Annotated in this window: 21 protein-coding genes and 1 pseudogene; 13 read left to right on the forward strand and 9 right to left on the reverse strand. The window is 71.1% G+C overall.

Annotated features, from left to right (window positions below; genetic code table 11):
- Positions 1 to 22 precede the first annotated feature (22 nt).
- Positions 23 to 1,054 carry a class II fructose-bisphosphatase gene (gene glpX, locus E5082_RS02385; protein WP_030807028.1) on the reverse strand — a complete coding sequence of 344 codons (1,032 nt, stop codon included), beginning with the start codon at positions 1,052 to 1,054 and terminating at the stop codon, positions 23 to 25.
- A gap of 123 nt (positions 1,055 to 1,177) precedes the next feature.
- On the opposite strand from glpX, the gene E5082_RS02390 reads away from it, so the two are divergent.
- On the forward strand, positions 1,178 to 1,702 hold the full coding sequence (locus E5082_RS02390; protein ID WP_135789619.1) for a DUF4245 domain-containing protein: 525 nt from the start codon (positions 1,178 to 1,180) through the stop codon (positions 1,700 to 1,702).
- 86 nt (positions 1,703 to 1,788) lie between these two features.
- On the opposite strand, the pseudogene E5082_RS02395 reads toward E5082_RS02390, so the two are convergent.
- From E5082_RS02395 to xseA, 3 genes and pseudogenes are all read right to left on the reverse strand, one after another.
- Positions 1,789 to 1,977 (reverse strand): annotated as a pseudogene (locus E5082_RS02395) (malonic semialdehyde reductase); the annotation flags it as partial.
- Between the two features lie 13 nt (positions 1,978 to 1,990).
- Positions 1,991 to 2,215 (reverse strand): exodeoxyribonuclease VII small subunit, encoded by a 225-nt coding sequence (locus E5082_RS02400; protein WP_030807037.1) that lies wholly within the window; start codon positions 2,213 to 2,215, stop codon positions 1,991 to 1,993.
- Positions 2,216 to 2,224: 9 nt separating this feature from the next.
- Positions 2,225 to 3,445: an exodeoxyribonuclease VII large subunit gene (gene xseA, locus E5082_RS02405; protein WP_135789620.1), complete on the reverse strand. Its 1,221-nt coding sequence runs from the start codon at positions 3,443 to 3,445 to the stop codon at positions 2,225 to 2,227.
- An 89-nt stretch (positions 3,446 to 3,534) separates the two neighbouring features.
- On the opposite strand from xseA, the gene E5082_RS02410 reads away from it, so the two are divergent.
- Positions 3,535 to 4,551, forward strand: a complete 1,017-nt coding sequence (locus E5082_RS02410; protein ID WP_135789621.1) for a 4-hydroxy-3-methylbut-2-enyl diphosphate reductase — start codon at positions 3,535 to 3,537, stop codon at positions 4,549 to 4,551.
- A gap of 29 nt (positions 4,552 to 4,580) precedes the next feature.
- Positions 4,581 to 5,336, forward strand: a complete 756-nt coding sequence (gene ppgK, locus E5082_RS02415; protein ID WP_135789622.1) for a polyphosphate--glucose phosphotransferase — start codon at positions 4,581 to 4,583, stop codon at positions 5,334 to 5,336.
- Between the two features lie 51 nt (positions 5,337 to 5,387).
- Here ppgK and E5082_RS02420 read toward each other — a convergent pair whose 3' ends face one another.
- Positions 5,388 to 5,936 carry a DUF1062 domain-containing protein gene (locus E5082_RS02420; RefSeq protein ID WP_135789623.1) on the reverse strand — a complete coding sequence of 183 codons (549 nt, stop codon included), beginning with the start codon at positions 5,934 to 5,936 and terminating at the stop codon, positions 5,388 to 5,390.
- A gap of 184 nt (positions 5,937 to 6,120) precedes the next feature.
- Entirely contained in the window at positions 6,121 to 6,600 is a 480-nt protein-coding gene (locus tag E5082_RS02425) for a DUF6542 domain-containing protein (RefSeq protein WP_373310063.1), read from the reverse strand.
- A 291-nt stretch (positions 6,601 to 6,891) separates the two neighbouring features.
- Here E5082_RS02425 and ychF point away from each other — a divergent pair, with 291 nt between their 5' ends.
- Positions 6,892 to 7,980: a redox-regulated ATPase YchF gene (gene ychF, locus E5082_RS02430; protein ID WP_135789625.1), complete on the forward strand. Its 1,089-nt coding sequence runs from the start codon at positions 6,892 to 6,894 to the stop codon at positions 7,978 to 7,980.
- On the opposite strand, the gene E5082_RS02435 is transcribed toward ychF, so the two are convergent.
- Positions 7,932 to 9,257 carry a hypothetical protein gene (locus E5082_RS02435; RefSeq protein ID WP_229918892.1) on the reverse strand — a complete coding sequence of 442 codons (1,326 nt, stop codon included), beginning with the start codon at positions 9,255 to 9,257 and terminating at the stop codon, positions 7,932 to 7,934. The genes ychF and E5082_RS02435 overlap by 49 nt on opposite strands.
- 211 nt (positions 9,258 to 9,468) lie before the next feature.
- A complete protein-coding gene (locus E5082_RS02440; protein ID WP_135789626.1) occupies positions 9,469 to 10,671 on the reverse strand; it encodes a serpin family protein in 1,203 nt (400 codons plus the stop codon).
- A gap of 554 nt (positions 10,672 to 11,225) precedes the next feature.
- Here E5082_RS02440 and E5082_RS02445 point away from each other — a divergent pair.
- The 5 genes from E5082_RS02445 (at position 11,226) to E5082_RS02465 (ending at position 16,504) form a co-directional block, all read left to right on the forward strand.
- Positions 11,226 to 11,978 carry a GntR family transcriptional regulator gene (locus tag E5082_RS02445; protein WP_135789627.1) on the forward strand — a complete coding sequence of 251 codons (753 nt, stop codon included), beginning with the start codon at positions 11,226 to 11,228 and terminating at the stop codon, positions 11,976 to 11,978.
- Between the two features lie 357 nt (positions 11,979 to 12,335).
- A complete protein-coding gene (locus tag E5082_RS02450) occupies positions 12,336 to 12,527 on the forward strand; it encodes an SPOR domain-containing protein (RefSeq protein ID WP_030807072.1) in 192 nt (63 codons plus the stop codon).
- A 30-nt stretch (positions 12,528 to 12,557) separates the two neighbouring features.
- Positions 12,558 to 12,968 carry a (deoxy)nucleoside triphosphate pyrophosphohydrolase gene (locus E5082_RS02455; protein WP_135789628.1) on the forward strand — a complete coding sequence of 137 codons (411 nt, stop codon included), beginning with the start codon at positions 12,558 to 12,560 and terminating at the stop codon, positions 12,966 to 12,968.
- A gap of 202 nt (positions 12,969 to 13,170) precedes the next feature.
- Entirely contained in the window at positions 13,171 to 13,599 is a 429-nt protein-coding gene (locus E5082_RS02460) for an ATP-binding protein (protein WP_135789629.1), read from the forward strand.
- A 322-nt stretch (positions 13,600 to 13,921) separates the two neighbouring features.
- On the forward strand, positions 13,922 to 16,504 hold the full coding sequence (locus tag E5082_RS02465) for a SpoIIE family protein phosphatase (RefSeq protein WP_135789630.1): 2,583 nt from the start codon (positions 13,922 to 13,924) through the stop codon (positions 16,502 to 16,504).
- On the opposite strand, the gene E5082_RS02470 is transcribed toward E5082_RS02465, so the two are convergent.
- Positions 16,491 to 17,978: a hypothetical protein gene (locus E5082_RS02470; RefSeq protein ID WP_135789631.1), complete on the reverse strand. Its 1,488-nt coding sequence runs from the start codon at positions 17,976 to 17,978 to the stop codon at positions 16,491 to 16,493. The two genes, E5082_RS02465 and E5082_RS02470, sit on opposite strands and share 14 nt — an antisense overlap.
- A 194-nt stretch (positions 17,979 to 18,172) precedes the next feature.
- On the opposite strand from E5082_RS02470, the gene E5082_RS02475 reads away from it, so the two are divergent.
- From E5082_RS02475 to E5082_RS02490, 4 genes are all read left to right on the forward strand, one after another.
- Complete coding sequence (locus tag E5082_RS02475; RefSeq protein WP_135789632.1) at positions 18,173 to 20,383, forward strand: ABC transporter family substrate-binding protein; 2,211 nt, start codon at positions 18,173 to 18,175, stop codon at positions 20,381 to 20,383.
- Positions 20,384 to 20,531: 148 nt separating this feature from the next.
- Positions 20,532 to 22,439 carry a translational GTPase TypA gene (gene typA / locus E5082_RS02480; RefSeq protein WP_135789633.1) on the forward strand — a complete coding sequence of 636 codons (1,908 nt, stop codon included), beginning with the start codon at positions 20,532 to 20,534 and terminating at the stop codon, positions 22,437 to 22,439.
- A 422-nt stretch (positions 22,440 to 22,861) separates the two neighbouring features.
- A complete protein-coding gene (locus E5082_RS02485; protein WP_135789634.1) occupies positions 22,862 to 23,896 on the forward strand; it encodes an ABC transporter permease in 1,035 nt (344 codons plus the stop codon).
- 117 nt (positions 23,897 to 24,013) lie between these two features.
- The gene (locus E5082_RS02490) at positions 24,014 to 25,822 is read left to right on the forward strand and encodes an ABC transporter substrate-binding protein (RefSeq protein ID WP_135789635.1); all 1,809 of its coding nucleotides are present in this window, start codon (positions 24,014 to 24,016) and stop codon (positions 25,820 to 25,822) included.
- Positions 25,823 to 25,905 lie beyond the last annotated feature (83 nt).

Genomic DNA, 25,905 nt, shown 5'->3' on the forward strand with positions numbered 1-25,905 from the left:
TGACCCGCGCCCCCCTGGTCCGTTACTTCGCCCGGTCGAAGTCGATCGCGCTGTAGGCCCGCAGCTTGCTGAGCCGGTGCTCCGACTCGATCTTCCGCACGGTCCCCGACTTGGACCGCATCACGATGGAATCGGTGGTCGCGGTCTCCGACCGGTACCGCACCCCCCGCATCAGCTCTCCGTCGGTGATCCCGGTCGCGACGAAGAACACGTTCTCCCCGCTCACCAGGTCGTCCGTGGTGAGCACCCGGTCCAGGTCGTGGCCGGCCGCGATCGCCCGCTCCCGCTCCTCGTCGTCCTTGGGCCAGAGCTTGCCCTGGATCGTGCCGCCCAGGCACTTCACGGCACAGGCCGAGATGATCCCCTCGGGAGTGCCGCCGATGCCGAGCAGTAGGTCGATGCCGGTGCCCTCGCGCAGCGCCAGGATGGACCCCGCCACATCGCCGTCCGAGATCAGCTTGATCCGCGCGCCGGTGTCCCGGATCTCCTTGATGACGCCCTCGTGCCGGGGCCGGTCCAGGATGACGACCGTGACGTCCTCGGGCGTACGCCGCTTCGCCTTGGCGACCCGGCGGATGTTGACCGACACGGGCGCGTCGATGTCCACGAAGTCGGCCGCCTCGGGCCCGGTGACCAGCTTGTCCATGTAGAACACGGCGGACGGGTCGAACATGGCGCCCCGCTCGGCGGCGGCCAGCACGGCGATCGCGTTCGCCATGCCCTTCGCCGTCAGCGTGGTCCCGTCGATCGGGTCGACGGCGATGTCGACCTCGGGTCCCGTCCCGTCGCCGACCTGCTCCCCGTTGAAGAGCATCGGCGCCTCGTCCTTCTCGCCCTCGCCGATGACGACGACGCCGTTCATCGAGACGGTGGAGACGAGGGTCCGCATGGCGCGCACGGCGGCGCCGTCGGCGCCGTTCTTGTCGCCCCGGCCGACCCAGCGGCCCGCCGCCATGGCTGCGGCCTCGGTGACCCTGACCAGTTCCAGGGCGAGGTTGCGGTCGGGGGCCTCGGAGGGGACATCGAGTTCGGACGGCAGATGATGCTCGGTCATCGGAGCGCACCTTTCTGATACGACGACGGCCGGATGGGTATGAGGTGACTCTATCGCCGGGCTTACAAAATGAGCAGGGGGCCCCACGGATGAGCGCGGAGGGCACCTGAGACCATAGGGGACGTGGCAGGTTCGAACGGCAAGCAGAAGACGGTCCGGGACATGATCCTTTCCCTGGCCCTGATCGGTATCGCGGCGGCGGTCATCTACGTCTTCGTCCCGCACGACGACCACGAGCCAGACCTCCCGCGGGTCGACTACACGGTCGAGACGACCACGGCACGCAGGGCCGTGAGCTACCCCGTGGCGGCCCCCGAGGGGCTGCCGGACACCTGGAAGGCGACCTCCGTCCGCTTCCGGGGCGAGGAGTCCGACCGCTGGCACCTCGGCTTCCAGGACCCCGAGGGCCAGTACGTGCAGGTCGAGCAGTCCACCCAGAAGCGCTCCGACTTCATCGAGCAGGCCACCCAGGGCTCCTCGGCGACCAAGAAGACCGAGAAGATCGACGGCCGCACCTGGACCCGGTACTCCGGCGGCCGCTACGACGCCCTCGTCCTGGAGGGCACCCCCGGCTCCACCACGGTGGTCTCCGGCACCGCCTCCTTCGACCGCCTGACCACCATGGCCGCGGCGCTCAAGATGGCGTAGCTGTTTCCTCTCACGATGCGCGAAGGCCCCCGGAAGCGCATTCCGGGGGCCTTCGTGTTCGCCGTGGACCGGCGGAAGAGCGCTGCTCAGACGGTCGTGACGACGTCGTCGTAGGACAGGCGCGGGCCGCGCGGGTGCGAGGCGTCGGCGGCCGGGCGGCCGATGTTGACGATCATCAGCGGGGTGTGGTCGTCCTCCAGGAACTCCTTGCGGACCCCCTCGGCGTCGAAGCCGGTCATCGGGCCCGCGGCCAGGCCGGCGGCGCGGACGCCAACCGTCTCCGGCCCGCTACTCGCCCTCTTCCTCCTCCGCCTCCTCCGCGAGCGCCGCGTCCAGCCGCTCCCGCGCCCCCTCCAGCCAGCGCCGGCACACCTTGGCCAGCTCCTCGCCGCGCTCCCACAGCGCCAGCGACTCCTCCAGCGTCGAACCGCCCGCCTCCAGCCGCCGTACGACCTCGATCAACTCGTCCCGCGCCTGCTCGTACGAGAGCGCCTCGTCCACCTTGCTGCTCATCCGCCCACCCTATTCATCGCCGCCGACATCGACCCGTACGGCGAACTCGCCCGCCGCCACCCGGGCCCGCAGCGGCTCGCCCCCGGTCACCTCGGCCGGATCGCGGACCACATGGCCGTCCTCCTTCTGCAGGACCGCGTAGCCGCGCCGGAGGGTGGCCGCGGGGGAGAGGGCGACCACGCGCGCGTGCGTGTGGGTCAGCTCCGACTCCGCGCGGTCCAGCAGATGGCCCAGCGTGCGCCGGGCGCGGCCCAGCAGCGCCTCCACCTGCTCCTCCCGTTCGTCCAGCATCCGGTGCGGGTGCTCCATCACCGGCCGGGCCAGCGCATGCGCCAGCCCCCGCTCCTCCCGCTCCAGCAGGGAGTGGGCGCACCGCCGGCCCCGGTCGCGCAGCATCCGTACCCGCGCCAGCTCCTCGCCCACGTCCGGGACGACCTTCTTGGCCGCGTCGGTCGGGGTGGAGGCGCGCAGGTCGGCCACCAGGTCCAGCAGCGGGGTGTCCGGCTCGTGCCCGATCGCCGAGACCACCGGCGTGCGGCAGGCCGCCACCGCGCGGATCAGCTGCTCGTCGGAGAACGGCAGCAGGTCCTCCACGCTGCCCCCGCCGCGGGCCACCACGATCACGTCCACGTCGTCCCGCGCGTCCAGCTCCTTGACCGCCTGGACCACCTGCGGCACCGCGTGCACGCCCTGCACCGGCACATTGCGCACCTCGAAGCGGACGGCGGGCCAGCGGTGCCGGGCGTTCTCCAGCACGTCACGCTCCGCCGCCGAGGCGCGGCCGCACACCAGCCCGATGAGCTGCGGCAGGAACGGCAGCGGCTTCTTCCGGCCGGCCGCGAACAGCCCCTCCGCCGCCAGCGACTTCTTCAGCTGCTCCAGCCGCGCCAGCAGCTCGCCCACGCCCACCGGCCGTATCTCGGCGGCGCGCAGCGAGAGCTGGCCGCGCGGGGCGTACCACTCCGGCTTGGCGAGCACCACGACCCGCGCGCCCTCGCCGACCACGTCCGCGACCGCGTCGAACACCTGCCGGTAGCAGGTGACGCTCACCGAGATGTCGTGCGAGGGGTCGCGGAGGGTCAGAAACACCACCCCGGCGCCGGGCCGCCGCGACAACTGGGTGATCTGCCCCTCCACCCACACCGCGCCGAGCCGGTCGATCCAGCGTCCGATCAGCCGGGATACCTCCCCGACCGGGAGCGGGGTCTCGGGCGATGTGTTCACAGCCATGCGGCGAGGGTAACGGCCGCCGCCGACAACGGGGGTGCGCCGGGGACGCCCCCCGGGGGGATCTACGGGGTCCCGCACCCGGCCTTACGATGGGACGCATGACCGCTTCGCCTGGCCGCCGTGTCCTGCTCGCCGCCCCCCGTGGTTACTGCGCCGGTGTGGACCGCGCCGTGATCGCCGTCGAGAAGGCCCTCGAGCAGTACGGGGCCCCGATCTACGTCCGGCACGAGATCGTCCACAACAAGTACGTCGTGCAGACCCTGGAGAAGAAGGGCGCGATCTTCGTCGAGCGGACGGAGGAGGTGCCGCCGGGCCAGATCGTGATGTTCTCCGCGCACGGCGTCGCCCCGGCCGTGCACGAGGAGGCGAAGCGCGGCCGGCTCGCCACCATCGACGCCACGTGCCCGCTGGTCACCAAGGTCCACAAGGAAGCCGTCCGCTACGCCAAGGACGACTACGACATCCTGCTGATCGGGCACGAGGGGCACGAGGAGGTCATCGGCACCTCCGGCGAGGCTCCCGAGCACATCCAGCTCGTCGACGGTCCCGAGGACGTCGCCAAGGTCGAGGTCCGCGACCCGTCCAAGATCGTCTGGCTCTCCCAGACCACGCTCTCCGTGGACGAGACCATGGAGACCGTCGACGCCCTGAAGGCGAAGTTCCCCGGCCTGGTCTCCCCGCCCAGCGACGACATCTGCTACGCCACGCAGAACCGTCAGCTCGCGGTGAAGCAGATGGGCGCCGAGGCCGAGCTGGTCATCGTGGTCGGCTCGCGCAACTCCTCCAACTCGGTACGGCTCGTCGAGGTCGCCAAGCTCGCCGGGTCCCGCGAGGCGTACCTGGTGGACTTCGCCGGCGAGATCGACGAGGCCTGGCTGGAGGGCGTCACCACGGTCGGCGTCACCTCCGGCGCCTCGGTGCCCGAGGTCCTGGTCGAGGAGGTCCTCGAGTGGCTGGCCCAGCGCGGCTACGGCGACGTGGAGCTGGTCAAGGCGGCCGAGGAGTCCATCACCTTCTCGCTGCCCAAGGAACTCCGCCGCGACCTGCGCGAGGAAGCCGCCGCACTGGCGGCCGGGCGTGGCGGAACCGGTACGCCCGGGGCGTGACCGTCAGTCGTACGTCGTAACGTGGGGCCATGCAGATCTTCGGCGTGGACATCGGCGGGTCCGGCATCAAGGGTGCCCCGGTGGACCTGGACAAGGGCGATCTCGCCCAGGAGCGCTGCAAGGTGCTCACCCCGCATCCGGCGACCCCCGAGGGTGTCGCCGACGGCGTCAAGGAAGTGATCGACCACTTCGGCTGGACCGGCCCGGTCGGGCTCACCTTCCCCGGAGTGGTCAAGGACGGCGCGACCATCCTCACCGCGGCGAACGTCGACAAGAGCTGGGTCGGCGTGGACGCCCGCACCCTGTTCAGCGAGAAGCTGGGCGGCCTCCCGGTCACCCTGGTCAACGACGCGGACGCGGCCGGGCTGGCCGAGATGCGGTTCGGCGCCGGGCGCGGGCGGAAGGGCACGGTCATCCTGCTCACCTTCGGCACCGGCATCGGCAGCGCCGTCTTCACCGACGGCGTGCTGGTCGCCAACACCGAGCTGGGCCACGTCGAGCTGAACGGCCACGACGCGGAGAAGAAGGCGTCCAGCAAGGCCAAGGAGGACGCCGGCCTGAGCTGGGAGCACTGGGCGCGCCGGGTCGAGAAGTACCTCGCGCACCTGGAGATGCTCTTCTCGCCCGAGCTGTTCATCATCGGCGGCGGGGTGAGCCGCAAGGCCGACAAGTTCCTCCCGCACATCAAGGGGATCAAGGCCGAGATCGTCCCGGCCCAGCTTCAGAACAACGCGGGCATCGTGGGCGCGGCGATGCGCGCGGAGCAGCGGGCGGCGGCCGAGTAGCGGGACCGGGGGCCCGTCCGGCGTGGTTCGCCGTACGGGCCCCCGGTGCGCTCAGCGTTTGAGCGTGAAGGTGAAGTCGCCGGAGAGCCTCGACTCCAGCCGGACGGCCGAGACGAGGTTCCCCTCCGCGATCAGCCGCCCGACCCCGGCCCGCGACAGACCGAACCCCTCGGCGATCAGCCGCACCGGCCGGACCGGTACCGGCGCCGCGAAGCGGACCGAGACGTCGGCCTTCTCCCGGTCCAGGTGATCCGGACCGCCCGTCTGGAGACGCCAGGCGCCGTCCCAGTCGAGGGCGACACGGTTGCGCCGCCGCAGCACCGGGTCCTGGAGCAGCTCGGCCGCGAGGGCCGGGTCGTTGGCGTGCAGCCGGTCCAGCAGGCCGGGGCGTACGGAGCGGACGTTCGCCCGCTCCAGGACCGTGAGCTTGGCGGTGTCCCCGCAGCCCGTGCAGAGCACGAGCAGCCAGACGTCGATGAGCTTGTGATGGGCGTTGACGCGGAATTTTCCGTTCGCCCGGAAGCGGCCGGACGCGCACGTGTGGCAGCGGCGCCGGACCAGAGGCAGGCAGGTGGGCATGACCACCCAGTCGTGGAGCACAGAAGTACACCGGTTTCAGTGAGAAGTCCGCAGCAGGAAGCGGCGCGGCGCGAGAGCGCGACGCGCGACAGATCAGCTCTCGGGGGGTCTCACACGGTGTACAACGGCACGTCCTTGCCCAGACGACTCGGTCGGGCAGCACGGTAGCGGCGCGCCGGGGCGCCGCTCCAGTGGTTTTCGGCTCTCAGACCCGGCGTCGGCGGCTGCGTACCCAGCGCACCCGGCGTACCAGGACCATCACCCCCGCGATCAGCGTCCCGCCGTACAGCCAGCCCGCCTGGGTGGCGAGGCCGGTGAAGACGCCCATCAGGGAGCCGAGGAAGCCCGCGCTGCCGTCGGCGACGGAGAAGAGCCCGGCGCCGAAGGCGATCGGCAGGGCGACGGGGGCGGTCAGCACGTCGCCGGGGCGCACCCAGAGCGCGGTGAGCACGCACACGGGCAGGAACAGCACGCCGTAGGCGATCAGGGACGAGCCGAACAGCAGGGCGTCCAGCGCGCCGAGCAGCAGCATCACGGCCACGCAGAACAGGCCGCCGCCGAGCCCGGTGAGCCGGGGGTTCGGGAAACGGCGGCCGGTGGGCGCGGGGCCCGGCTCGGCGACGGGGCCGCGTACGGCCTCGGGCCCGCGGCGGACCGCGACGGGCATCCCGGCCGCGCCGCGCATGGCGTCCGGACCGCGCCGGGCCTGGGGCGGAAGGTGCGCGGGCGTGGGTGTGCCGCGTCGCGGCCCGTCTTTCGGAGGTCGCGTTCTGTGTTGCTCCACTGGACCAACTTAGGTCTGTTTATGTGCCGAATCGCCCTTCAGACACGCCGAAGACATGTCCGGGGGGTCAGTCCGGCCGGACGGGGGATGCTCCCGCTAATTGCCCCGCGCGGACGCCGTAAACTGGTGGATCGGCCGGTGTCCCCTGGGCCCTGGCAGCCCCTGGCCCACTCCTCTACGGGAAGTCGCAACGTGTCGCTCACGATCGGAATCGTCGGCCTGCCCAATGTCGGCAAGTCGACCCTGTTCAACGCCCTGACCAAGAACGACGTGCTGGCGGCCAACTACCCGTTCGCCACGATCGAGCCGAACGTCGGCGTGGTGGGCGTCCCCGACGGTCGCCTGGCGCAGCTCGCGTCGATCTTCTCGTCGGAGCGCATCCTCCCGGCGACGGTGGACTTCGTCGACATCGCGGGCATCGTGCGCGGCGCCTCCGAGGGTGAGGGCCTGGGCAACAAGTTCCTGGCGAACATCCGCGAGTCCGACGCGATCTGCCAGGTCATCCGCGCCTTCAAGGACGAGAACGTCGTGCACGTCGACGGCAAGGTCTCGCCGAAGGACGACATCGAGACGATCAACACCGAGCTGATCCTCGCCGACCTCCAGACCATCGAGAAGGTCCTGCCGCGCCTCCAGAAGGAGTCCCGGATCAAGAAGGACGTCGCGCCGAAGGTGAAGGCGGTCGAGGAGGCGAAGGAGATCCTGGAGAGGGGCGACACCCTGTCCTCCCAGGGCATCCTGCAGGGCTCGGAGCGGGCCGAGCTGCTGCACGACCTGCACCTGCTGACGACCAAGCCCTTCCTCTACGTCTTCAACGTGGACGAGGACGAGCTGACCGACGAGGACTTCAAGAACACCCAGCGCGCGCTGGTCGCCCCGGCCGAGGCGATCTTCCTCAACGCCAAGCTGGAGGCGGACCTCGCGGAGCTGGACGAGGAGGACGCGATGGAGCTCCTGGAGTCCGTCGGCGCCGAGGAGCCCGGTCTGGCCACCCTCGCCCGCGTGGGCTTCAACACCCTCGGCCTCCAGACCTACCTCACGGCCGGCCCCAAGGAATCCCGGGCCTGGACCATCCCCAAGGGCGCCACCGCCCCCGAGGCGGCCGGTGTCATCCACACCGACTTCCAGAAGGGCTTCATCAAGGCGGAGGTCATCTCCTTCGAGGACCTCGTCGAGACGGGGTCCGTGGCGGAGGCCCGCGCCAAGGGCAAGGCGCGCATGGAGGGCAAGGACTATGTGATGCGGGACGGGGATGTGGTGGAGTTCCGCTTCAACGTGTGATCAGTGCCGTGCTGTGAGTCGGATGCTGCATCGGATTCGCAGATGACAAGGGGCCGGCTTCCTCGGGGAGCCGGCCCCTTGTCATGTCCGTGGGTGCCTGCTCTGACTGGCGGTGACAGAAGGGTCGACCAGCGGCTCGAAGGCGGGTTCCTCCTCGTCCGGCGTGCGGGGGAGGAATCCGTCGGGGACGGTGCGGGCGGCGGTGGTGAGGAGGCGGTCCAGGACCTGCCGCTCGGTGGCCGGGGGGAGACCGAGCGCGGCGAGGAGGCGGTCCCGGACGGCGGGGTGGTCCGGGTGGTCGTCGAGGTAGTCGGCATTGAGGGCCGGGGGCCGGAACCCGGACAGTGCGTCGTGCCAGCAGGGGAGACGATGGCGAGGGTCAGTGCCTCGGCGAGGGACTCCGCGATGAGGGAGGCCCGGCCCTCGGAGTCGGTGTAGAGGACGGGACGGGCGCTGTCGGGAGCCGCCGGGCCGCAGAGATAGTGGGTTCCGCCCGCGTTGCAGCCGGCGACCGGCTCCACGGGGAGGCCGTTGGGCAGGACGATCGACTCGATGGGGTCGGTGCGGTCCAGGTCGAACTCACCGTCCCCGGCGAGGAACGCGGCTGTCTCCGGCTGGGTGGCGATGCGCTGGAGCAGTGCGTCGTCGGAGAGGGCGGCCGGGTTGAGGGCCAGGGCGGTCGCAGGGGTGAGCGGATGTCCGGCGAGCACGTGCCGGACGGCGTCGACGGGGACCGGGCGCTCGTAGTAGTCCTCGAAGTGGGCCCGGACGGTGTCCGGGGAACGGTCGATGAGGAGACGGAAGAGGAAGTCGGAGCCGTCCGGGTCCTCGGTGCCGTCGGGGAAGGCGATGGCCGATCCGGTGCGCCAGGCGGTGTCACCGGTTTCCCGCCACAGGCAGACGGTGATCCGAGGAGCGTCGATGCCCTCGTCGTAGAAGGCGGGCTCGTCCAGCAGCGGGCGCAGCGTGGCGGGCACGTCGTCGATGACACCGGGCCAGACCTGCTCGTCCTCCGTCCCGTACGGACTCATCTCGGACTCGTGGTCGAACCCGCGTATGAGCACGCCCGCCGGGGTGAAGAGGACGGAGAAATCGTCCCCCGACCCGTTGTCCATCAGGGCTGCCTCTTCTTCAGGGCCCCAGGCGGTGTCGAAGGCGTACTGGCAGAACTGCGGATCGTCGCCGATGGCCGCGTCGAGGACGGCCAGTGCACGCAGGTGCGCACGGAGCTGGGAGGGTTCGGGAAAAAGGGCGGCGATCTCGCGCACGTTGCTCATGACGCCATGAAAGCAGCCGCCTCTGACAGCCCGGCGCGGTCATGTGCCCCGGCGTCGGAGGGTGTTTCATTCGCGGCGCGGTGATCCTGCGGGCGTCGGGCGGCTCAGGCGCGAGCCAGGCTCCAGCACCTCACGCGTGCCTTCCTCAGGAGCAGCAACGCCCCGATGCTGAGGGCGCTTGCCGTCAGGTGGAGGGAGATCGGGCGCTTGGTCATGAGGGGCTCGCCGGGGTGAGGTGCATGGCCGGGTAGGGGGTGGGGGCTGTCACCCAGCCCGAAGTCAGCAGCAGGCGGGGGGAGCGGGTGGTGGTGAGGAAGGCGAAGGGGCGGTCGTAGGTGAGGGTGAGGACCGTTGTGGAGTGCGTGAGCTGGGGTGGGGCGCTGCCCGGGGTGGCCGCCACCGCCGTCACCGCTCCCGCTCTGAAGCCCCTCGCGCTGAACTGGGCCACCGCCGACTGGCGGGCCGCGCCGATCGTCAGGGGGGTGTCCGAGATGCCGGGGAAGTGGGCGTGCGGGGTGGTGGGAAGGCCGAAGAGGGGTGGGCCCGCCAGGAGGTCGTGGTCGGCGCGGACCTCGTAGGCCACCGTGCGGACGTGCAGGGCGATCGGTTCCGGGCTCGCGGACGGGCGTTGCTCCACGTGCAGGCCCGGCCCCACGTGGCCCAGGGGCAGGCGGCCGCCCTCGGTGACCGGGAGCGTGCGCTCGACCAGGCCCACGCCGGCCGTGATGACCTGACCCGGTGTCATGCCCTCCTCGCCGAGGACGAGGTGGATGTCGATGCCGTTGTCGCCGGGGACGGTGAGGGCGGTGACATGGCCGTCCGGGGTCGCGGCCACGCCCACCCGGTCCGGCCGTACCGACCTGCGGAACAGGCCCAGCAGCGTACGGCCCCGCCACGGCCCGTGCTCCGGGCGCAGCGGCATCTCGGTGAAGGGCTGGCGCCACGTCGTCCGCAGGGAGAGGGCGCTTGCCAGCACCACCTGCGCGTCTCTCGTCAGCTTCAGCGGCATCCGCTCGACCAGGCCGCCGGTGCGCTCGGCCGCCCACGCGTCGAGGCGCTCCTGGGCGGTGATCAGGTCGTCCCCGAACGTGCCGTACGTGCCCGCCGGAAGCTCCGCGCGCCAGTCGTCCCGTAGGCGCAGCGACTGCTGGGTCCACAGGCCGAGGGCCGCGTCCAGGCCGGTCACCGAGCCCACTTCGGCGAGGAGTTGACGGGCCGCCGCGGCCGCCACGTCCGCGGGGACGCCCAGTGCTTCCGAGAGTTCCGCCCGTGCCTGGCCGGCCGCGCCGTCCGCCAGGAAGGCCAGCAGTGGCCACACGCCGGCCGCCGAGAACACCGTTCCGTCGTCCGCCGCGACCGTCCGCGCCCACCGCGCGGTGAGGCGGTTGACCGCCCGTATGCCGGCGCCGCTCATTCCGTCCCCCACGCCCCGCCCCCATGTCCGTTCCGCGCGCCGCCCGTTCGGGGACCGAATCCGTTTTCCGGTCTTGTCCGGACCCGCTCACCATGCGCGCATTCGTACGGTAGCCCGCCCGAGCCGCCTCGTCCGCCCCGGCTGCCGCAACTCGTCCCAGAAACGGTACCGGTGTCCGTGTCCCGCGCCCGCGAACCCGGCGAGCCCGACGGCTCGTCAGAGGCGTCCCCGCGGTCCGCAGACGCCCCGCCCGAAGAGGCTCTGCGGGACCCGCAGGCCCGCAGGGCCCTTACGGGGGCCCCACCCCCTACGGGATGCCGCCCCTCCGGGGCCCGGGGGACCGAAGGCGCGGCGGGCGACGGCGCCAAGGTGTGATCACGGTGCAGCGGGGGAGTCATGGCCGGGGAAAGTCACCGCCCCCAGGAGAAAGTCGCTGGACGCCGGTGTGCGCCGCCCCTCGTCATCACATCGGGTGATTCTCTGGCCTTTGCTTGCATGGCACAACCCACGGTTGCCAGGCTGTTGCTGTCTGTACAACCTGATGGGAGCGGCCAGTGACATTCGGTGAGCAGCCGGCGTACCTGCGCGTGGCGGGTGATCTCCGCCAGAAGATCGTCGACGGTTCACTGCCGCCCCATACCCGCCTTCCCTCGCAGGCCCGAATCCGCGAGGAGTACGGCGTCTCGGACACGGTCGCGCTGGAGGCCCGCAAGGTGCTGATGGCCGAGGGGCTGGTCGAGGGGCGGTCCGGCTCGGGGACGTATGTGCGCGAGCGCCCGGTGCCGCGCAGTGTGGCGCGCTCGGGGTACCGCCCCTCGGGTGGCGCCACCCCTTTCCGGCAGGAGCAGGCCGACGCGTCCGCGCACGGCACCTGGGAGTCCAGCAGCGAGCGCGCCGAGGCCGGTGCCGGGGTCGCGGAGCGGCTGGGGATCGAGCCGGGCGAGCGGGTGATGCGCACGAAGTACCTGTTCCGGGACGCCGGGGAGCCGATGATGCTCTCCACCTCCTGGGAGCCGCTCGCCGTGACCGGCCGCACCCCGGTCATGCTGCCCGAGGAGGGCCCGCTGGGCGGCATGGGCGTCGTCGAGCGGATGCGCGCCATCGACGTGATCGTGGACAACGTCACCGAGGAGGTCGGCGCCCGCCCCGGCCTCGCGGAGGAACTCCTCCTGCTCGGGGGCGTTCCCGGCCATGTCGTCCTCGTCATCCAGCGCACCTACTACGCCTCGGGGCGCCCGGTGGAGACCGCCGACGTCGTCATTCCGGCCGATCGCTACCAGGTCGCGTACCACCTCTCCGTGCGCTGACGCCGCATCGTGAGGTAGCGCACAGGGGACGCGCTCCCCGGGGGCGCACCCCGGCGTACGAATCCCGCGCTTCCCGCCGTCGCCCCGCAGCACTCCGACCGTCGCCCCTGGTGGGCGACGGTCGGGCCCCTCCGTGCGGACCGCCGCCCCGTGCGGCGCGTTCGATTCCGTGCGCCCCCCTGCGTTCTGGCCGGTTGCGTACCTCTTCGTGAAAAGCCGTATCCGCTGTGTGAAGGTTGGGCGTACGCTCGGGCATATGCGTATTGCGGTTTCCTCGGGCGGGACACCTTGGAGCCCCGGAGCGGAAAGCGGGTGGGGCGGGTGCTTAGGGGCACGGGAAGGGAAACGGTGGGGGCGATGAACGAGGGTGCGGTCGTTCTGCCCTGGCTCGTCATACGGCAGGACGACAACGGCAATCGCTACCGGGTCGGCCGGTACGCGACGCGGGCGGAAGCCCAGAAGATCGCCGACAGTCTCGACGGCCGCGGGCACAGGCAGCTCTACTGCGTGGAACGCGTGAGCCAGCACGGCGAGAGCACGCGCAACTGACCACGGGCGTGCTCCCGTAGGCTCCGGACCATGACCGAACGGATCGTGGTGGTGGGGGCCGCCCTGCTCGACGGGGACCGGCTGCTCGCCGCGCGGCGCAGCGCGCCCCCGGAGCTGGCCGGGCGCTGGGAGCTGCCCGGCGGCAAGGTCGAGCCCGGCGAGCGACCCGACGACGCCCTCGTGCGCGAACTGCGCGAGGAACTCGGTATCGACGTCGAAGCGGTCGAACGCGTGCCGGGGGAGTGGCCCCTGAAAAGCCCTTATGTCCTGTGGGTGTGGACCGCCCGGCTCCGTCCGGGTTCCCCCGGACCCGAGGCCCTCCAGGACCACGACGAACTGCGCTGGCTCACCCCCGACCGCCTCTGGGACGTGCCCTGGCTCGACCAGGACGTCCCGGCCGTCCGTGAGATCGCCGCCCGCCTCGGCGCGCAGGCGCGCTGACCGGCGTACGAGGTGCGTCGCCCGGCGTACGGAGCCGAAGCCGGGCCGGCCGTACCCCGCCACGCCCCTGTGCTCCTTGGCCGAGCCCCCCGCGGGGGTGCCCGGAAGCTGTACGCCGTTCGTGCCACAGTGCCCCGCCCCGCGCGGTACTGCCTCCTACATACCGGGTATGTGGCCAGTAACCCCATGAAATCGGACATGGGTGGGCTCGCTTGCCTGGGAAGTGATCGGCGTGTTCGACACCGAGGGCGACTGCGCCGAGTGGACCTTCCCCTCGGAACCCGGTGCGGTGCGCGCGGCCCGTGCCGCTGTCCGGGGCCAGTTGGGCCGCTGGCATCTGGACTCCCTCGCCGATCTGACGGCACTGCTGGTCAGCGAGCTGGTGACCAATTCCCTGCGGCACGCGGACGGCCCGATCGGTCTGCGTCTGGTGCGCCCGGCGCGGCTCGACGGGGTGCTGCTGGTGGAGGTCTCCGACCAGGTGCCGGACCCGCCTCGCGAGCGGATCGCGCGGCCCGAGGACGAGAGCGGGCGGGGCGTGGCGCTCGTCGCGGGTTCCTCCGCCCGCTGGGGCACCCGGCCCGGCGGGAGCGGCAAGATCGTCTGGTTCGAACTGGCGATCCCCGAATGATGCCCGCCCGCGCCCCACGACCCGGAGCGTGGGCGGGTGCATCAGGGGCACGGCGGGGTGAGACGGGAGTACGGACGGGGTGCGCGCGCCCCCGCGTGGGTCGGCTCGTGCCCCGGTGCGCAAGCGCGTTGCCGGGCGCGTGGTTCGAGGCCGTGTTCGCTGGTTAGAAGACTGGAAGTGTTGTCGCAGCACGGGCCGGAAGGCACCCGTACCGAGCTGTGATCGTGAACACCGTGTTGTGCGGCGCCGTAGTGCTGGATACTGCGGGCAGCCGCCCCCGGTGACAGGTGCCGGACGCGGTGAGCTGGAGGGGACGGTTCGCGTGAGCGAGATACCAGCGAAGGCCACGGAGTCCGAGGACCCGTCGGACGCCGCGAGGGGCCGGGCCGCCGAAGAGGCGGCCCCCGTCGACATGTGGCAGAGCAGTCCGCCCGGCTCGATGTACGACTACATAAAGGTCGCCTCCTTCTCCCTCAGCCCCGGCGGGCTGATCGAGCAGTGGAGCCTGCGCGCCGAACAGCTCTTCGGCATTCCCGCCGACCGGGCCGTGGGCCTCGATCCGATCGAGGCGTTCGTCGACCCCGACCTGCGCAGTCGCGGCCAGCGCAAGATGGCCGAGATCCTGGACGGGCGGGAGTGGACCGGCGTGATCCCCTTCCGGATGCCGGACGGCGAGGACGGCTCCCGCGGCGAGGAGGGCATGGCGGAGGTCTACGTCATGCCCACCCGCACCGCCGAGGGCGACAAGGCGGCCGTCTGCATCGTGGTGGACGTGCGGACCCTGCGCAGCATCGAGACCGACCTCGCGGCTTCGCAGGCGATATTCGGCCAATCTCCTTTCGGGTTCCTGCTGATCGACACCGATCTCCGGGTGCGCCGGGCCAACAGCCGGTTCGCGTCGATCTTCGGCGGTACTCCGGACGACCACCGGGGCAAGGGCGTGCACGACTATCTGCCGCGCGCCGAGGCCGACCGGGTCTCGGCCACCCTGCGCCGGGTGATGGAGTCCGGCGACTCCATCACGGACATGCATGTCACCGGCTTCGTACCGGACTCCGAGGAGCGCCGGCACTGGTCCATCAACCTCTATCGCGTGCACAGCGGCAGCGGGCGCCCCATCGGCGTGGCCTGGCTCGGCACCGACATCACCGCACGGCGCGAGGCCGCCCGCGAGGCCGCTTCCGCGCGGCGCAACCTCGCGCTGCTCAACGAGGCCGGCGCCCGCATAGGGAACTCGCTCGACCTGGAGACCACCGCCCGCGAACTGCTCGACGTGGTCGTCCCCGGCTTCTGCGACCTGGCCACCGTCGACCTCTACCAGGCCTTGCTGACCGGTGACGAGGCCCCGCCCAAGCTGGCCGACGGCAGCGCGGAACTGCGCCGGGTCGCCTTCGCCAGCGCCGTCTCCGACGCCCCCTTCGGCGGCTCGGGGGAGCGGGTGGAGCTGGGCGCGGTGCACCGCTTCCCGTTCAACTCCCCCTGTGCGGACGCCCTGCGCACCGCCCGGCCGCAGCGGGTGCCCGCCGAGGAGGGCGGCCTGGTGCAGTCCACGCTCGCCGTGCCGATGGTCGCGCACGACACCGTGGTGGGCATCGTGCAGTTCGCCCGCACCAAGGGCAGCGAGCCGTTCGGAGACCGCGACCGCGACCTCGCGGTGGAGCTGGCCGCGCGCGCCGCCGTCTGCATCGACAACGCCCGGCTCTACCGCCGCGAGCACGAACGCGCGCTGATACTCCAGCGGTCCCTGCTCCCGCCCGGCGACCCCGAGGCGTCCGGCCTGGACATCGCCTGCCGTTATCTGCCCGGCAACGCGGCCACCGAGGTCGGCGGCGACTGGTTCGACGTCATCGAACTCCCCGGCCACCGCACGGCGTTGGTGGTCGGCGACGTGATGGGACGAGGCCTTCGCGCGGCCGTGGCGATGGGCGAACTCCGTACGGCGGTACGCACCCTGGCCCTGCTCGACCTCGAACCGGCCGAGGTGCTCTCCGCACTGGACGAGATCGCCCGCGGCCTCGGCACCCCCGGCGGCGTCCAGCAGGCCACCCGCGCCGCCCGCCAGCCGCGCGACGCCGACCTGTGCGAGGTCTACCTCGCCACCTGTGTGTACGCGGTCTACGACTCCGTCACCCGGCGCTGCACCTTCGCCAACGCGGGCCATCTGCCGCCGGTGCTGGTGGAGCCCGGTGAGGCCGCGCTGATGCTGGACGTGCCGCCCGGCATGCCGCTGGGCGTGGGCGGCGAGCCGTTCGAGGAGGTGGAGGTCGAGTTGCCGGAGGGCGCACTGCTCGCCCTCTACACCGACGGCCTGGTCGAGTCCCGCGACCATCCGCTGGACGAAGGACTCCAGGCGTTCGTGCAGGCGCTCACCGATCCCTCCCGCCCGCTGGAGGACGTCTGCGACCACGTCCTGAACAGCCTCCACACCCGGCACGGCGAGGACGACATCGCGCTGCTCATGGCCCGCGTCCAGGGCCTGCCCGCCGAGTCCGTCGGCGACTGGACGCTGCCCCGCGAACCGCGCAGCGTGGGCCGGGCCCGCGAGTACGCGCGGGCGCAGCTGCTGAGCTGGGACCTGGAGCCCCTGGTCGACACCACGGAACTCCTGGTCAGCGAGCTGGTGACCAACGCCCTGCGGTACGGCGAGGGCGAGATCAGGCTCCGGCTGCTGCTGGACCGCACCCTGGTGTGCGAGGTCTGGGACGCCGGTCTGGTCCAGCCCCGCAGGCGCCGTGCCCGCGACACCGACGAGGGTGGACGGGGCCTGCAACTGGTCGGCCTCCTCAGCGCAGCCTGGGGCTCCCGCCGCACCCCGCGCGGCAAGACGGTGTGGTTCGAGCTGCCGCTCCCCGGCGCCGACAGCCCCCTGACCGACCCGGCGGAGGCACTGCTCAGCCTGTTCTGAACCTTCCGCGGGTCTCCGGCCCGCCGAACGACACCGGGGGGCCCCCGTCCGGCTCCTCGCCGAGCAGCACCCCGCCGAGGACCGCTCCGGTCGTCCCCAGGGAGTCGGACTCCGGCAAGCCGTGCGCCCGTACGTCCCGTTCGGCCAGTTCCAGGGCCCGGCGGGCGAGGACGGCCGCTTCGACGGGGTGGGGTGCGGCGAGGGTGCGCACGGCGGCCGCGAGGAGGGAGCGGGGGTCGGCGCCGACCGCGCCCCGGTGCACCGCGACGAAGTCCTCCGCCTCGCCGACAGCCGCCCGCGCCACCAGGTCGGCGGCGGTGTCCAGCACCCCGCTCCGGGCGCCCGGCAGCCGCACCAGGGCGCGGGTGATCCGGCGCAGCGCGTCCAGCGGGTCGTACGGGCCCGCCGTCAGCTCCGTACGTACGGCGGCCAGGGTGTCGTCGGCACCCGACGGCACCGGTGTGCCCGTGGCCCGGGCCCCGGCCAGTACCGCCTCCGCCCCGGTCAGCGCGGCCGATACCAGTGCCGCCGCCTCCCCCAGCCGGCGAGCCGTGCGGTCCACACCCGCCACCAGAATCCCGGCCTGCGCCACCGAGCCCTCGGCGGCCCGGAGCTGTCGTACAGTGCGCCCCTTCTCGCCCGAGTCGGCGGCACGCCGGGCCTCGTTCAGCCGGGCGGTGGCGAACACCAGCCGGTCCATCGCCTCTTCGGCGCACCCGGCGGCCCGCGCGCCGACCGCCGGTCCGTACCGCTCGCGCAGTTCCGGCACCGTGGCCCGCGCGCCCGCCGCACGTGCCGTCAGCCGGCGGAACGCCCCCTCCGCCACGTCCAGCGCCGGTCCCACCTCGGGCCGGCGCAGCCGGTCCAGCTCCCCGGCCCGCGCGTCCAGCACGCGTCCCGCCTCCGCACACCGGCCGACGACCCCGGCCAGGGTCTGCCCGCGGTCGCCGGGATCGCGGGGTTCGCCCTCCTCGTACCGGTGCCACAGGGCGAAGGCGGCGGAGAGTTCCGTGCGGGCGGTGTGGACCGCGTGGCGGAAGGGGGCGAGGGTGCGCTCGTCCAGGAGCGCGGCCGCGAAGGGCAGCTCCTCCTCGCTCGCCCGCACGCTGTCGTCCGCCTCGACCAGGGCCGCGCGGGCCCGGCGGTCGGACCCGGCCGGGGTGGGGGCGGCCGGTAGTGAGGAGGCGGCTCCGGACGCGCGGCGGCCACGGCGTATGTAGCTGTAGGCGGCCACCACCCCGGCGGCGCCGAGCACGGCGACCGGGAGGATCAGGTCGACGGCGGAGGATTCGTCGTCCTGGGGAGCGGCGGGGGCCGCGCGGGGAGGGGACGCGGTCGCCGGTTCCTGCGCCGCGAGCACGGGGAGGGCCAGCCAGCCCGCCCCGGCGACCGCGCCGACGAGCGCGTGCGCGACCCGCACGCGTATGTGCGCCGTGGCGTGCCGGGGGCGGCCCCGGACCAGGGAAGACGTCACTTTGGGAGCGTATGGGCGGGTTCACGCCCCCGCGAGCGGGCGGGGTTGCGCCGCACGGGTGGGGTTGCCGCGCGGCGCGGTCGTGTCGCCCCGTTTCGCCGGTGCGGTCGTTTTCAGTGGGTGCATAGATGTGATCAGCTCCATATACCGCCAAAAGTGATCAAAACGCCCGCGGCCTTCCGGAGGTAGCAGAGATGTCCCACGACGGCGTCGGCTCACGCGCGGTCCTGCGCGCGACCGCCTTCCTCACCGCTGGCGCCCTCGCGGTGCCCCTCCTCGCCGGCTGCAGCTCGGACGAGAAGGCCGCCCACCCGCTGGCCGGACCGGACATCGCCCACGTCACCCGTGACAAGGTCGCCGAGGGCGGCACCGTGAAGTGGGCCGTGGACGCGCTGCCGGAGACGCTCAACGCCTACCAGGCCGACGCGGACGCGGGCACCACCCGGGTCGCCCAAGCCACCCTCCCCTCGATGTTCCAGCTCGACGCGAACGGCCGCCCGGCGGTGAACCCCGCCTACCTGGAGTCCGCCAAGGTCATCGAGACCGAGCCGCGCCAGGTCGTGCTGTACAAGCTGAACCAGCAGGCCGTGTGGAGCGACGGCCGCGAGATCGGCGCCGCCGACTTCCTCGCGCAGTGGCGCGCCCTGTCCGGCAAGGACAGCGCCTACTGGACCGCCCGCAACGCCGGATACGACCGCATCTCCAAGATCGAGCGCGGCGCCAGCGACCTCCAGGTCCGGGTCACCTTCTCCCGCCCTTACGCCGACTGGAAGTCGCTGTTCTCCCCGCTGTACCCCAAGGACGTCATGGGCACCCCGGACGCCTTCAACGACGGCGCCCGGCGGAAGCTGAAGACCAGCGCGGGCCCCTTCCGGGTGGACAAGGTCGACACCGTCGGCAAGGACGTCGTCCTCACCCGCAACCCGCGCTGGTGGGGGCAGCCCGCCAAGCTCGACCAGATCGTGCTGCACACCGTCCCGCGCGACAAGCGGGCCACCGCACTGGCCGACGGCACGGTCGACGTCGCCGACGTGGACGCCGCCACGGCCGGACGGATCAGTGGCGCCGCCGGAGGCACCGGGACCGGCAGCCCGCTCGCGGGCGGCGGCAAGACCTCCGCCAAGAAGCTCCGCTCCTGGGCGCTCGCCCACGGCCTGGAGGCGAAGAAGGTCGAGCACGCGGGCCGGAAGAAGCTGCGCAAGGCCATCACCCGCTACCTGGAGGAGCAGGACGGACTCCGCTCCTACGAGGTGCGCAAGTCCCTGGAGCCCGCCTACACCCAGCTCGCCCTGAACGGCGCCGGGGGCGTGCTCGCGGACGAGCGGGTACGCCGGGCGGTGGCCCGCGCGCTGGACCGCAAGGAGCTGGCCAAGCTGGTGCTGACCCCGCTCGGCCTGCCCGCCGTGCCGGTCGGCAGCCACCTGGCGCTGGAGGGCCAGCCCGCCTACGCCGACAACAGTGACGCCCTCGGCGGCCAGGACACCAAGGAGGCGCAGGCCCTGCTCTCGGACGCCGGGTGGGTACCGGGCGGCCCGGTCAAGGCGGAGAAGAAGGCCGAGAAGGCCGCCGGACCGGAGAGCAGCACCAAGGACGACGACGAGTCCGAGGGCGGCAAGGACGGCGAGTACGTCGTCGGCGAGGACGACCAGAACACCGACGGCAAGAACACCGATGACAAGAACACCGATGGCAAGAACACCGACGGCAAGAACGAGCACGGCGACGGCAGCGGCCGCCGCCTCGCCCAGGACGGCAAGCAGTACACCGGCCAGGGTGGTGCCCCCGGCGCCTACGCCCCCAAGGGCACGGCCGCCCCGGCCGGCGCGGTCAACGGCCCGCTCGCCAAGGACGGCCAGGCGCTCAACCTCCGCTTCGTGCTCCCCACCGGCGCGGGCTCTGAGACCCTGAACACCGTCGCCGGGCGGATCTCCGCGATGCTGGAGAAGGTCGGCATCCGCACCACCATCGTCAAGGTCCCGGACGAGAGCTATTTCAAGGACCACATCGCGGCCGGCGACTTCGACCTCGCCCTGTATTCCTGGCCCGCCTCCGCCTTCCCGGCCACCGACGCGCGCCCCATCTTCGCCAAGCCGGCGCCCGCCGCCGACGGCTCGGTGAACGTCGAGCAGAACTACACCCGCGTCGGCACCGACCAGGTGGACCAGCTCTTCGACCAGGCCGCCTCGACGCTGGACGAGGACGAGGCCCGCGACCTCATCCGCAAGGCCGACACCCGCATCTGGGCGGCGGCCGGCTCCATCCCGCTCTACCAGCGCCCCCAGCTCGTCGGCGTACGGAAGAACCTGGCCAACACGGGCGCCTTCGGCTTCCAGGCGCCGGTCTACGAGGACATGGGCTTCCTGAAGAAGGGCGCGAAGGTCTCGCCCAGCCCGACCGGGAGCTGACCCCGAACCGGGCCCCGTGGCCCTGCGGAGGCCGTTCCCCGCAGGGCCACGTACCATGGGGTGAGGCCGTGGCGTGTCCAGCCCGGCAGGTCCCGCGCAAGAGAATCCCGCGCAGGGCAGTCCGCACACTCCGGGAGTACGCCGCAATATGGCCACGCGCCACGACATCCGTAACGTCGCCATCGTCGCCCACGTCGACCATGGCAAGACCACCATCGTCGACGGCATGCTGAAGCAGGCCGGCGCGTTCGCCGCTCACCAGCTCGACTCCGTCGACGACCGGGTCATGGACTCCAATGACCTGGAGCGTGAGAAGGGCATCACGATCCTCGCCAAGAACACGGCGGTGAAGTATCACCCCAAGGCCGGCGGCGAGCCGATCACCATCAACATCATCGACACCCCCGGCCACGCCGACTTCGGTGGCGAGGTCGAGCGCGGTCTGTCGATGGTCGACGGTGTCGTCCTCCTTGTCGACGCCTCCGAGGGCCCCCTCCCGCAGACGCGCTTCGTGCTCCGCAAGGCGCTCCAGCAGCGGCTCCCCGTCATCCTGTGCATCAACAAGACGGACCGCCCCGACTCGCGCATCGACGAGGTCGTCAACGAGACCTACGACCTCTTCCTCGACCTGGACGCGGACGAGGAGCAGATCGAGTTCCCGATCGTCTACGCCTGCGGCCGTGACGGCATCGCCTCGCTGACCAAGCCGGAGAACGGCACGGTCCCGGCGGACTCCGACAGCCTGGAGCCGTTCTTCTCCACCATCCTGGAGCACATCCCGGCTCCCACGTACGAGGAGGACGCGCCGCTCCAGGCCCACGTCACCAACCTCGACGCGGACAACTTCCTCGGCCGTATCGCGCTGCTCCGCGTCGAGCAGGGCGAGCTGCGCAAGGGCCAGACCGTCGCGTGGATCAAGCGCGACGGCACCGTGTCCAACGTGCGCATCTCCGAGCTGATGATGACCGAGGCGCTCACCCGCAAGCCGGCCGAGGTGGCGGGCCCCGGTGACATCTGTGCCGTCGCCGGTATCCCGGACATCATGATCGGTGAGACCCTCGCCGACCCGGAGAACCCCGTCGCGCTCCCGCTGATCACGGTGGACGAGCCCGCGATCTCCATGGTCATCGGTACCAACACCTCGCCGCTGGTCGGCCGTGGCGGCACCGGCAAGGGCGCGGACGCCAAGTCCGCCGTCAAGGACCGCAAGGTCACCGCCCGCCAGGTCAAGGACCGCCTCGACCGCGAGCTGATCGGTAACGTCTCCCTCCGTGTGCTCGACACCGAGCGCCCGGACGCCTGGGAGGTCCAGGGCCGCGGTGAGCTGGCGCTCGCCATCCTGGTCGAGCAGATGCGCCGCGAGGGCTTCGAGCTGACCATCGGCAAGCCGCAGGTCGTCACGCAGGTGATCGACGGCAAGGTGCACGAGCCGGTCGAGCGCATGACGATCGACGTCCCCGAGGAGCACATGGGCGCGGTCACGCAGCTCATGGGCGTCCGCAAGGGCCGGATGGACAACATGTCCAACCACGGCTCCGGCTGGGTCCGTCTCGAGTTCGTCGTCCCGTCCCGCGGCCTCATCGGCTTCCGTACCGAGTTCCTGACCAACACCCGTGGTACGGGCATCGCCCACTCCATCCACGAGGGTCACGAGCCGTGGTTCGGCACCCTGACGACCCGGAACAACGGCTCGCTCGTCGCCGACCGCGCCGGTTCCGTCACCGCGTTCGCGATGACGAACCTCCAGGAGCGCGGCGTGCTCTTCACCGAGCCGGGCACCGAGGTGTACGAGGGCATGATCGTCGGCGAGAACTCGCGCTCCGACGACATGGACGTCAACATCACCAAGGAGAAGAAGCTCACGAACATGCGGTCGGCGTCGGCCGACTCGTTCGAGGCGATCGTCCCGCCGCGCAAGCTCTCCCTGGAGCAGTCCCTGGAATTCTGCCGCGACGACGAGTGCGTCGAGGTGACCCCGGAGGCGGTTCGCATCCGCAAGGTCGTCCTCGACCAGAAGGAGCGCGGCCGCACCGCGAGCCGTGCCAAGCACAGCTGACGACTGATCAAATCGGCGTGCGCGCCGGGTGACTCAAGCCCGGCCGTCCCCATCTCGGGGGCGGCCGGGCTTTTTCGCAACCGGATTTTTCCCGCCGCCGGGCCGGCCGGTGTCCGGAACGCGGAGATCCCGGACCGATAGCCATGTAACACGTCCGTTTCGCGGCCTTCAGTAGGGGAGTCGTTTGTCCGGTCTTGGGAAGTTCCGCCCGTCAGCTGTGACTGAATTGAGATTTAAAGACAGTGGTCGCCACTTGGCTCATGTCAGATAGTTAGCCGCGTACCGCTCGGGTCAAAGGGGAGCTGTTCGTCGCTTCCAGCGGTGTGATCCGGCCCTAGAACTACGCGCGTCCGACTGCGAGTTCGCGCGCTGTCCAGCAATCCCGGAACCTCCCGCACTCATATCTGCGAAACGGACGAACCGTGACAAGTCCTATCGACATCGAGGGCGGCGGGACTTCGGTCGTCGTCGACGGCGAAGCAGGGCCGTCGGCCAAGGCCGAGACCGTCCAGCTCGAAGGCCGTTCTCCCGGCCGGCTGATGTGGATGCGCTTCAAGCGCGACCGCACCGGCGTGATCTCGGCCTGTGTCGTGATCTTTTTCTTCGCGATCGGGTTGCTCGCCCCGCTGATATCCAAGCTGTACGGCAAGGACCCGTACACGGTGTACGCGGACGAGCGTCCCGAGCTGTTCGACAGTGCGGGTGTGCCGGTGCAGCCCAACGGCGGTATCAGCGGCGAGTTCTGGTTCGGCCTCGAACCCGGCAACGGCTACGACGTCTTCACCAAGCTGCTGTTCGGCATCCGTACCTCGCTGATGATCTCGCTCGCGGTCACCGTCACCGTCGTCCTCACCGGCATCCTGCTCGGCGTCGCGGCCGGATACCTGGGCGGGCGCACCGACTTCGCCATCGGCCGGGTCATCGACTTCCTGCTCGCCTTCCCGGCGCAGTTGTTCTTCATCGCCAGCATGCCGGTCGTCGTCTCGCTGTTCGTCAGCCCGCGCGACGAGACCCCCACCTACGTCCGGGTGCTGGCGCTGATCATCGTCCAGTGGTTCCTCGGCTGGATGAGCCTCGCCCGCATCCTGCGCGGCACCTCGCTCGCCCTGCGGGAGCGGGAGTTCATCGAGGCGGCCCGGGTCAGCGGGGCCTCCTCGTGGCGGATCATCCGCAAGGAGATCCTGCCGAACGTGGTCACCCCGCTACTGGTGCAGGCCACTTACCTGCTGCCCTCCTTCGTCACCGCGGAGGCCGGACTCTCCTTCCTGGGCGTGGGCATCGTCGAACCGACGCCGGACTGGGGACAGATGTTCTCCAAGGCGTCCACGGAACTGGTGATGCAGAACGACATCACCTACATGTTCTTCCCGGGCATCTCGATGATCATCTTCATCGTGGCGTTCAACCTGCTCGGGGATTCGGTCAGAGACGCGTTCGACCCCAAGACCGCACGCTGACCGGTCACTTCACAGCACCACAGCACCACAGCACCTCGCACAGCACTACCAGCAGTTTCTTTCGCACTGGTGACACAGGAACGCACTGGTGACACAGAGATGGGTGGGAACCTCGTGATGAGTAGGGGCGGACGCCACACATACGGCGCACTCTCCGTGCTCGCGGCCGGAGCGCTTGTGCTCACCGGTTGCAGCAAGGGCGGCAGCGACAGCGGCGGCGACGACAAGAAGCAGCAGCAGAACGCCCAGCGCCAGCAGGCGCTGATCAAGTTCGGTGACGAGAAGGCGTCCACCGGACCGGCGGCCGAGGTGCCCGGCGCCAAGTCCGGCGGCACCCTGGAGGTCCTCCAGCGCGACAGCTACGCGCACCTCGACCCGGCACAGATCTACGTGGCCGACGAGGGCGCGCTCGCCACCCTGCTGCACCGCGGTCTCACCGGGTACAAGGCGACCAGCAACGACGGCAGCAAGCACGAGGTCGTCGGCGACCTCGCCACCGACTCGGGCACCACCACCGACGGCGGCAAGACCTGGAAGTACACGCTCAAGGACGGCATCAAGTTCCAGGACGGCACGCCGATCACGTCCAAGGACGTCCGGCACACCGTCGAGCGGCTCTTCGCGCCCTTCATCAACCAGGGCCCGACCTTCCTCCAGCAGTGGCTCGCCGACTCGCCGGGCGCGACCTACCGCAAGCTGCTCAAGGACGGCCCCTACAAGGGCAAGCACCTGCCCGACTCGGTGCTGTCGACGCCGGACGACAAGACGATCGTCTTCCACTTCAAGACGGCCCGCCCCGACCTGCCGTACGCCCTGGCCATGGCCGGCTACGGGATCGTCTCCCAGAAGGGCGACACCAAGGAGCGCTACGACAAGGCGCCCGTGGTGAGCGGCCCGTACAAGATCCAGTCGTTCAAGTCCGGCAAGTCCATGGTGCTGGTGAAGAACACCAACTGGGACCCGAAGACGGACCCGATCCGGCACCAGTACATCGACCGGTTCAACTTCAGCTTCAACCAGCAGTACGAGGCGTCCACCAAGGCGCTGCTCGCCGACAGCGGCGCCGACCAGGCCGGCATCAGCTTCAACAACCAGGTCGACGCGGGCAACCTGTCCTCGGTGCTCCGGGACGCGAAGCTGAAGTCCCGTACGGTCTCGGGCTACCAGTCGTTCGTCGGCCAGATGAACATCAACATGAGCCACAAGCCCATGCAGGACAAGACGGTCCGTGAAGCCATCGCCTACGCCCTGCCGGTCACCCCGTTCGTCCGTGCCTACGGCGGCACCGACGCCATGGAGGTCGCGGGCGGTCTGATCTCTCCGACCGTCTCCGGCTACGACGCCGCCTTCGACCCGTGGGGCAAGAAGAAGAAGCCCGCCGGTGACGCGGCCAAGGCCAGGGAGCTGCTGAAGAAGGCCGGCAAGCTCAACATGAAGCTGACCTTCGGCTACATCAACACCCCCGAGGGCCAGCAGTACTCCACCGCCATGGCGGCGGGCCTGAAGAAGGCCGGCTTCAACGTCCAGCGCCAGGAGATCCCGGCCGAGACGTTCTACGACCAGGTCTCCAAGCTGGACAACAACTACGACATCTTCCACACCGCGTGGGGTGCCGACTGGCCGTCCGCCTCGACCGTGATCCCGCCGCTGTACGACGGCCGCGTGATCGCCGACGGCGCGCAGAACTACTCGCAGATCAACGACCCGCAGATCAACAGCGAGATCGACCGGATCAGCAAGATCACCGACCCGGCCAAGGCCGCGTCCGAGTGGGAGAAGCTCGACCAGCACATCGTGAAGGACGTCATCAACGTCGTCCCGACCGCGTACTACAAGCAGACCCAGATCGCCGGTTCCAAGGTCGGCGGACTCGTCTACGACGACGTGCTCAGCGGCGTCGACCCGCGTCGCCTCTTCATCAAGTAACCGCCCCGCGCCCGGCATCCGGCGCACCCCGTAAGGGTGCGCCGGATGCCGGGCCCCGGACCGCCGACGTCAGAGAGCTGCCC

Origin of the sequence: Streptomyces griseoluteus, assembly GCF_004784465.1 — a bacterium.
In the GTDB taxonomy this organism is placed as follows: domain Bacteria; phylum Actinomycetota; class Actinomycetes; order Streptomycetales; family Streptomycetaceae; genus Streptomyces; species Streptomyces griseoluteus.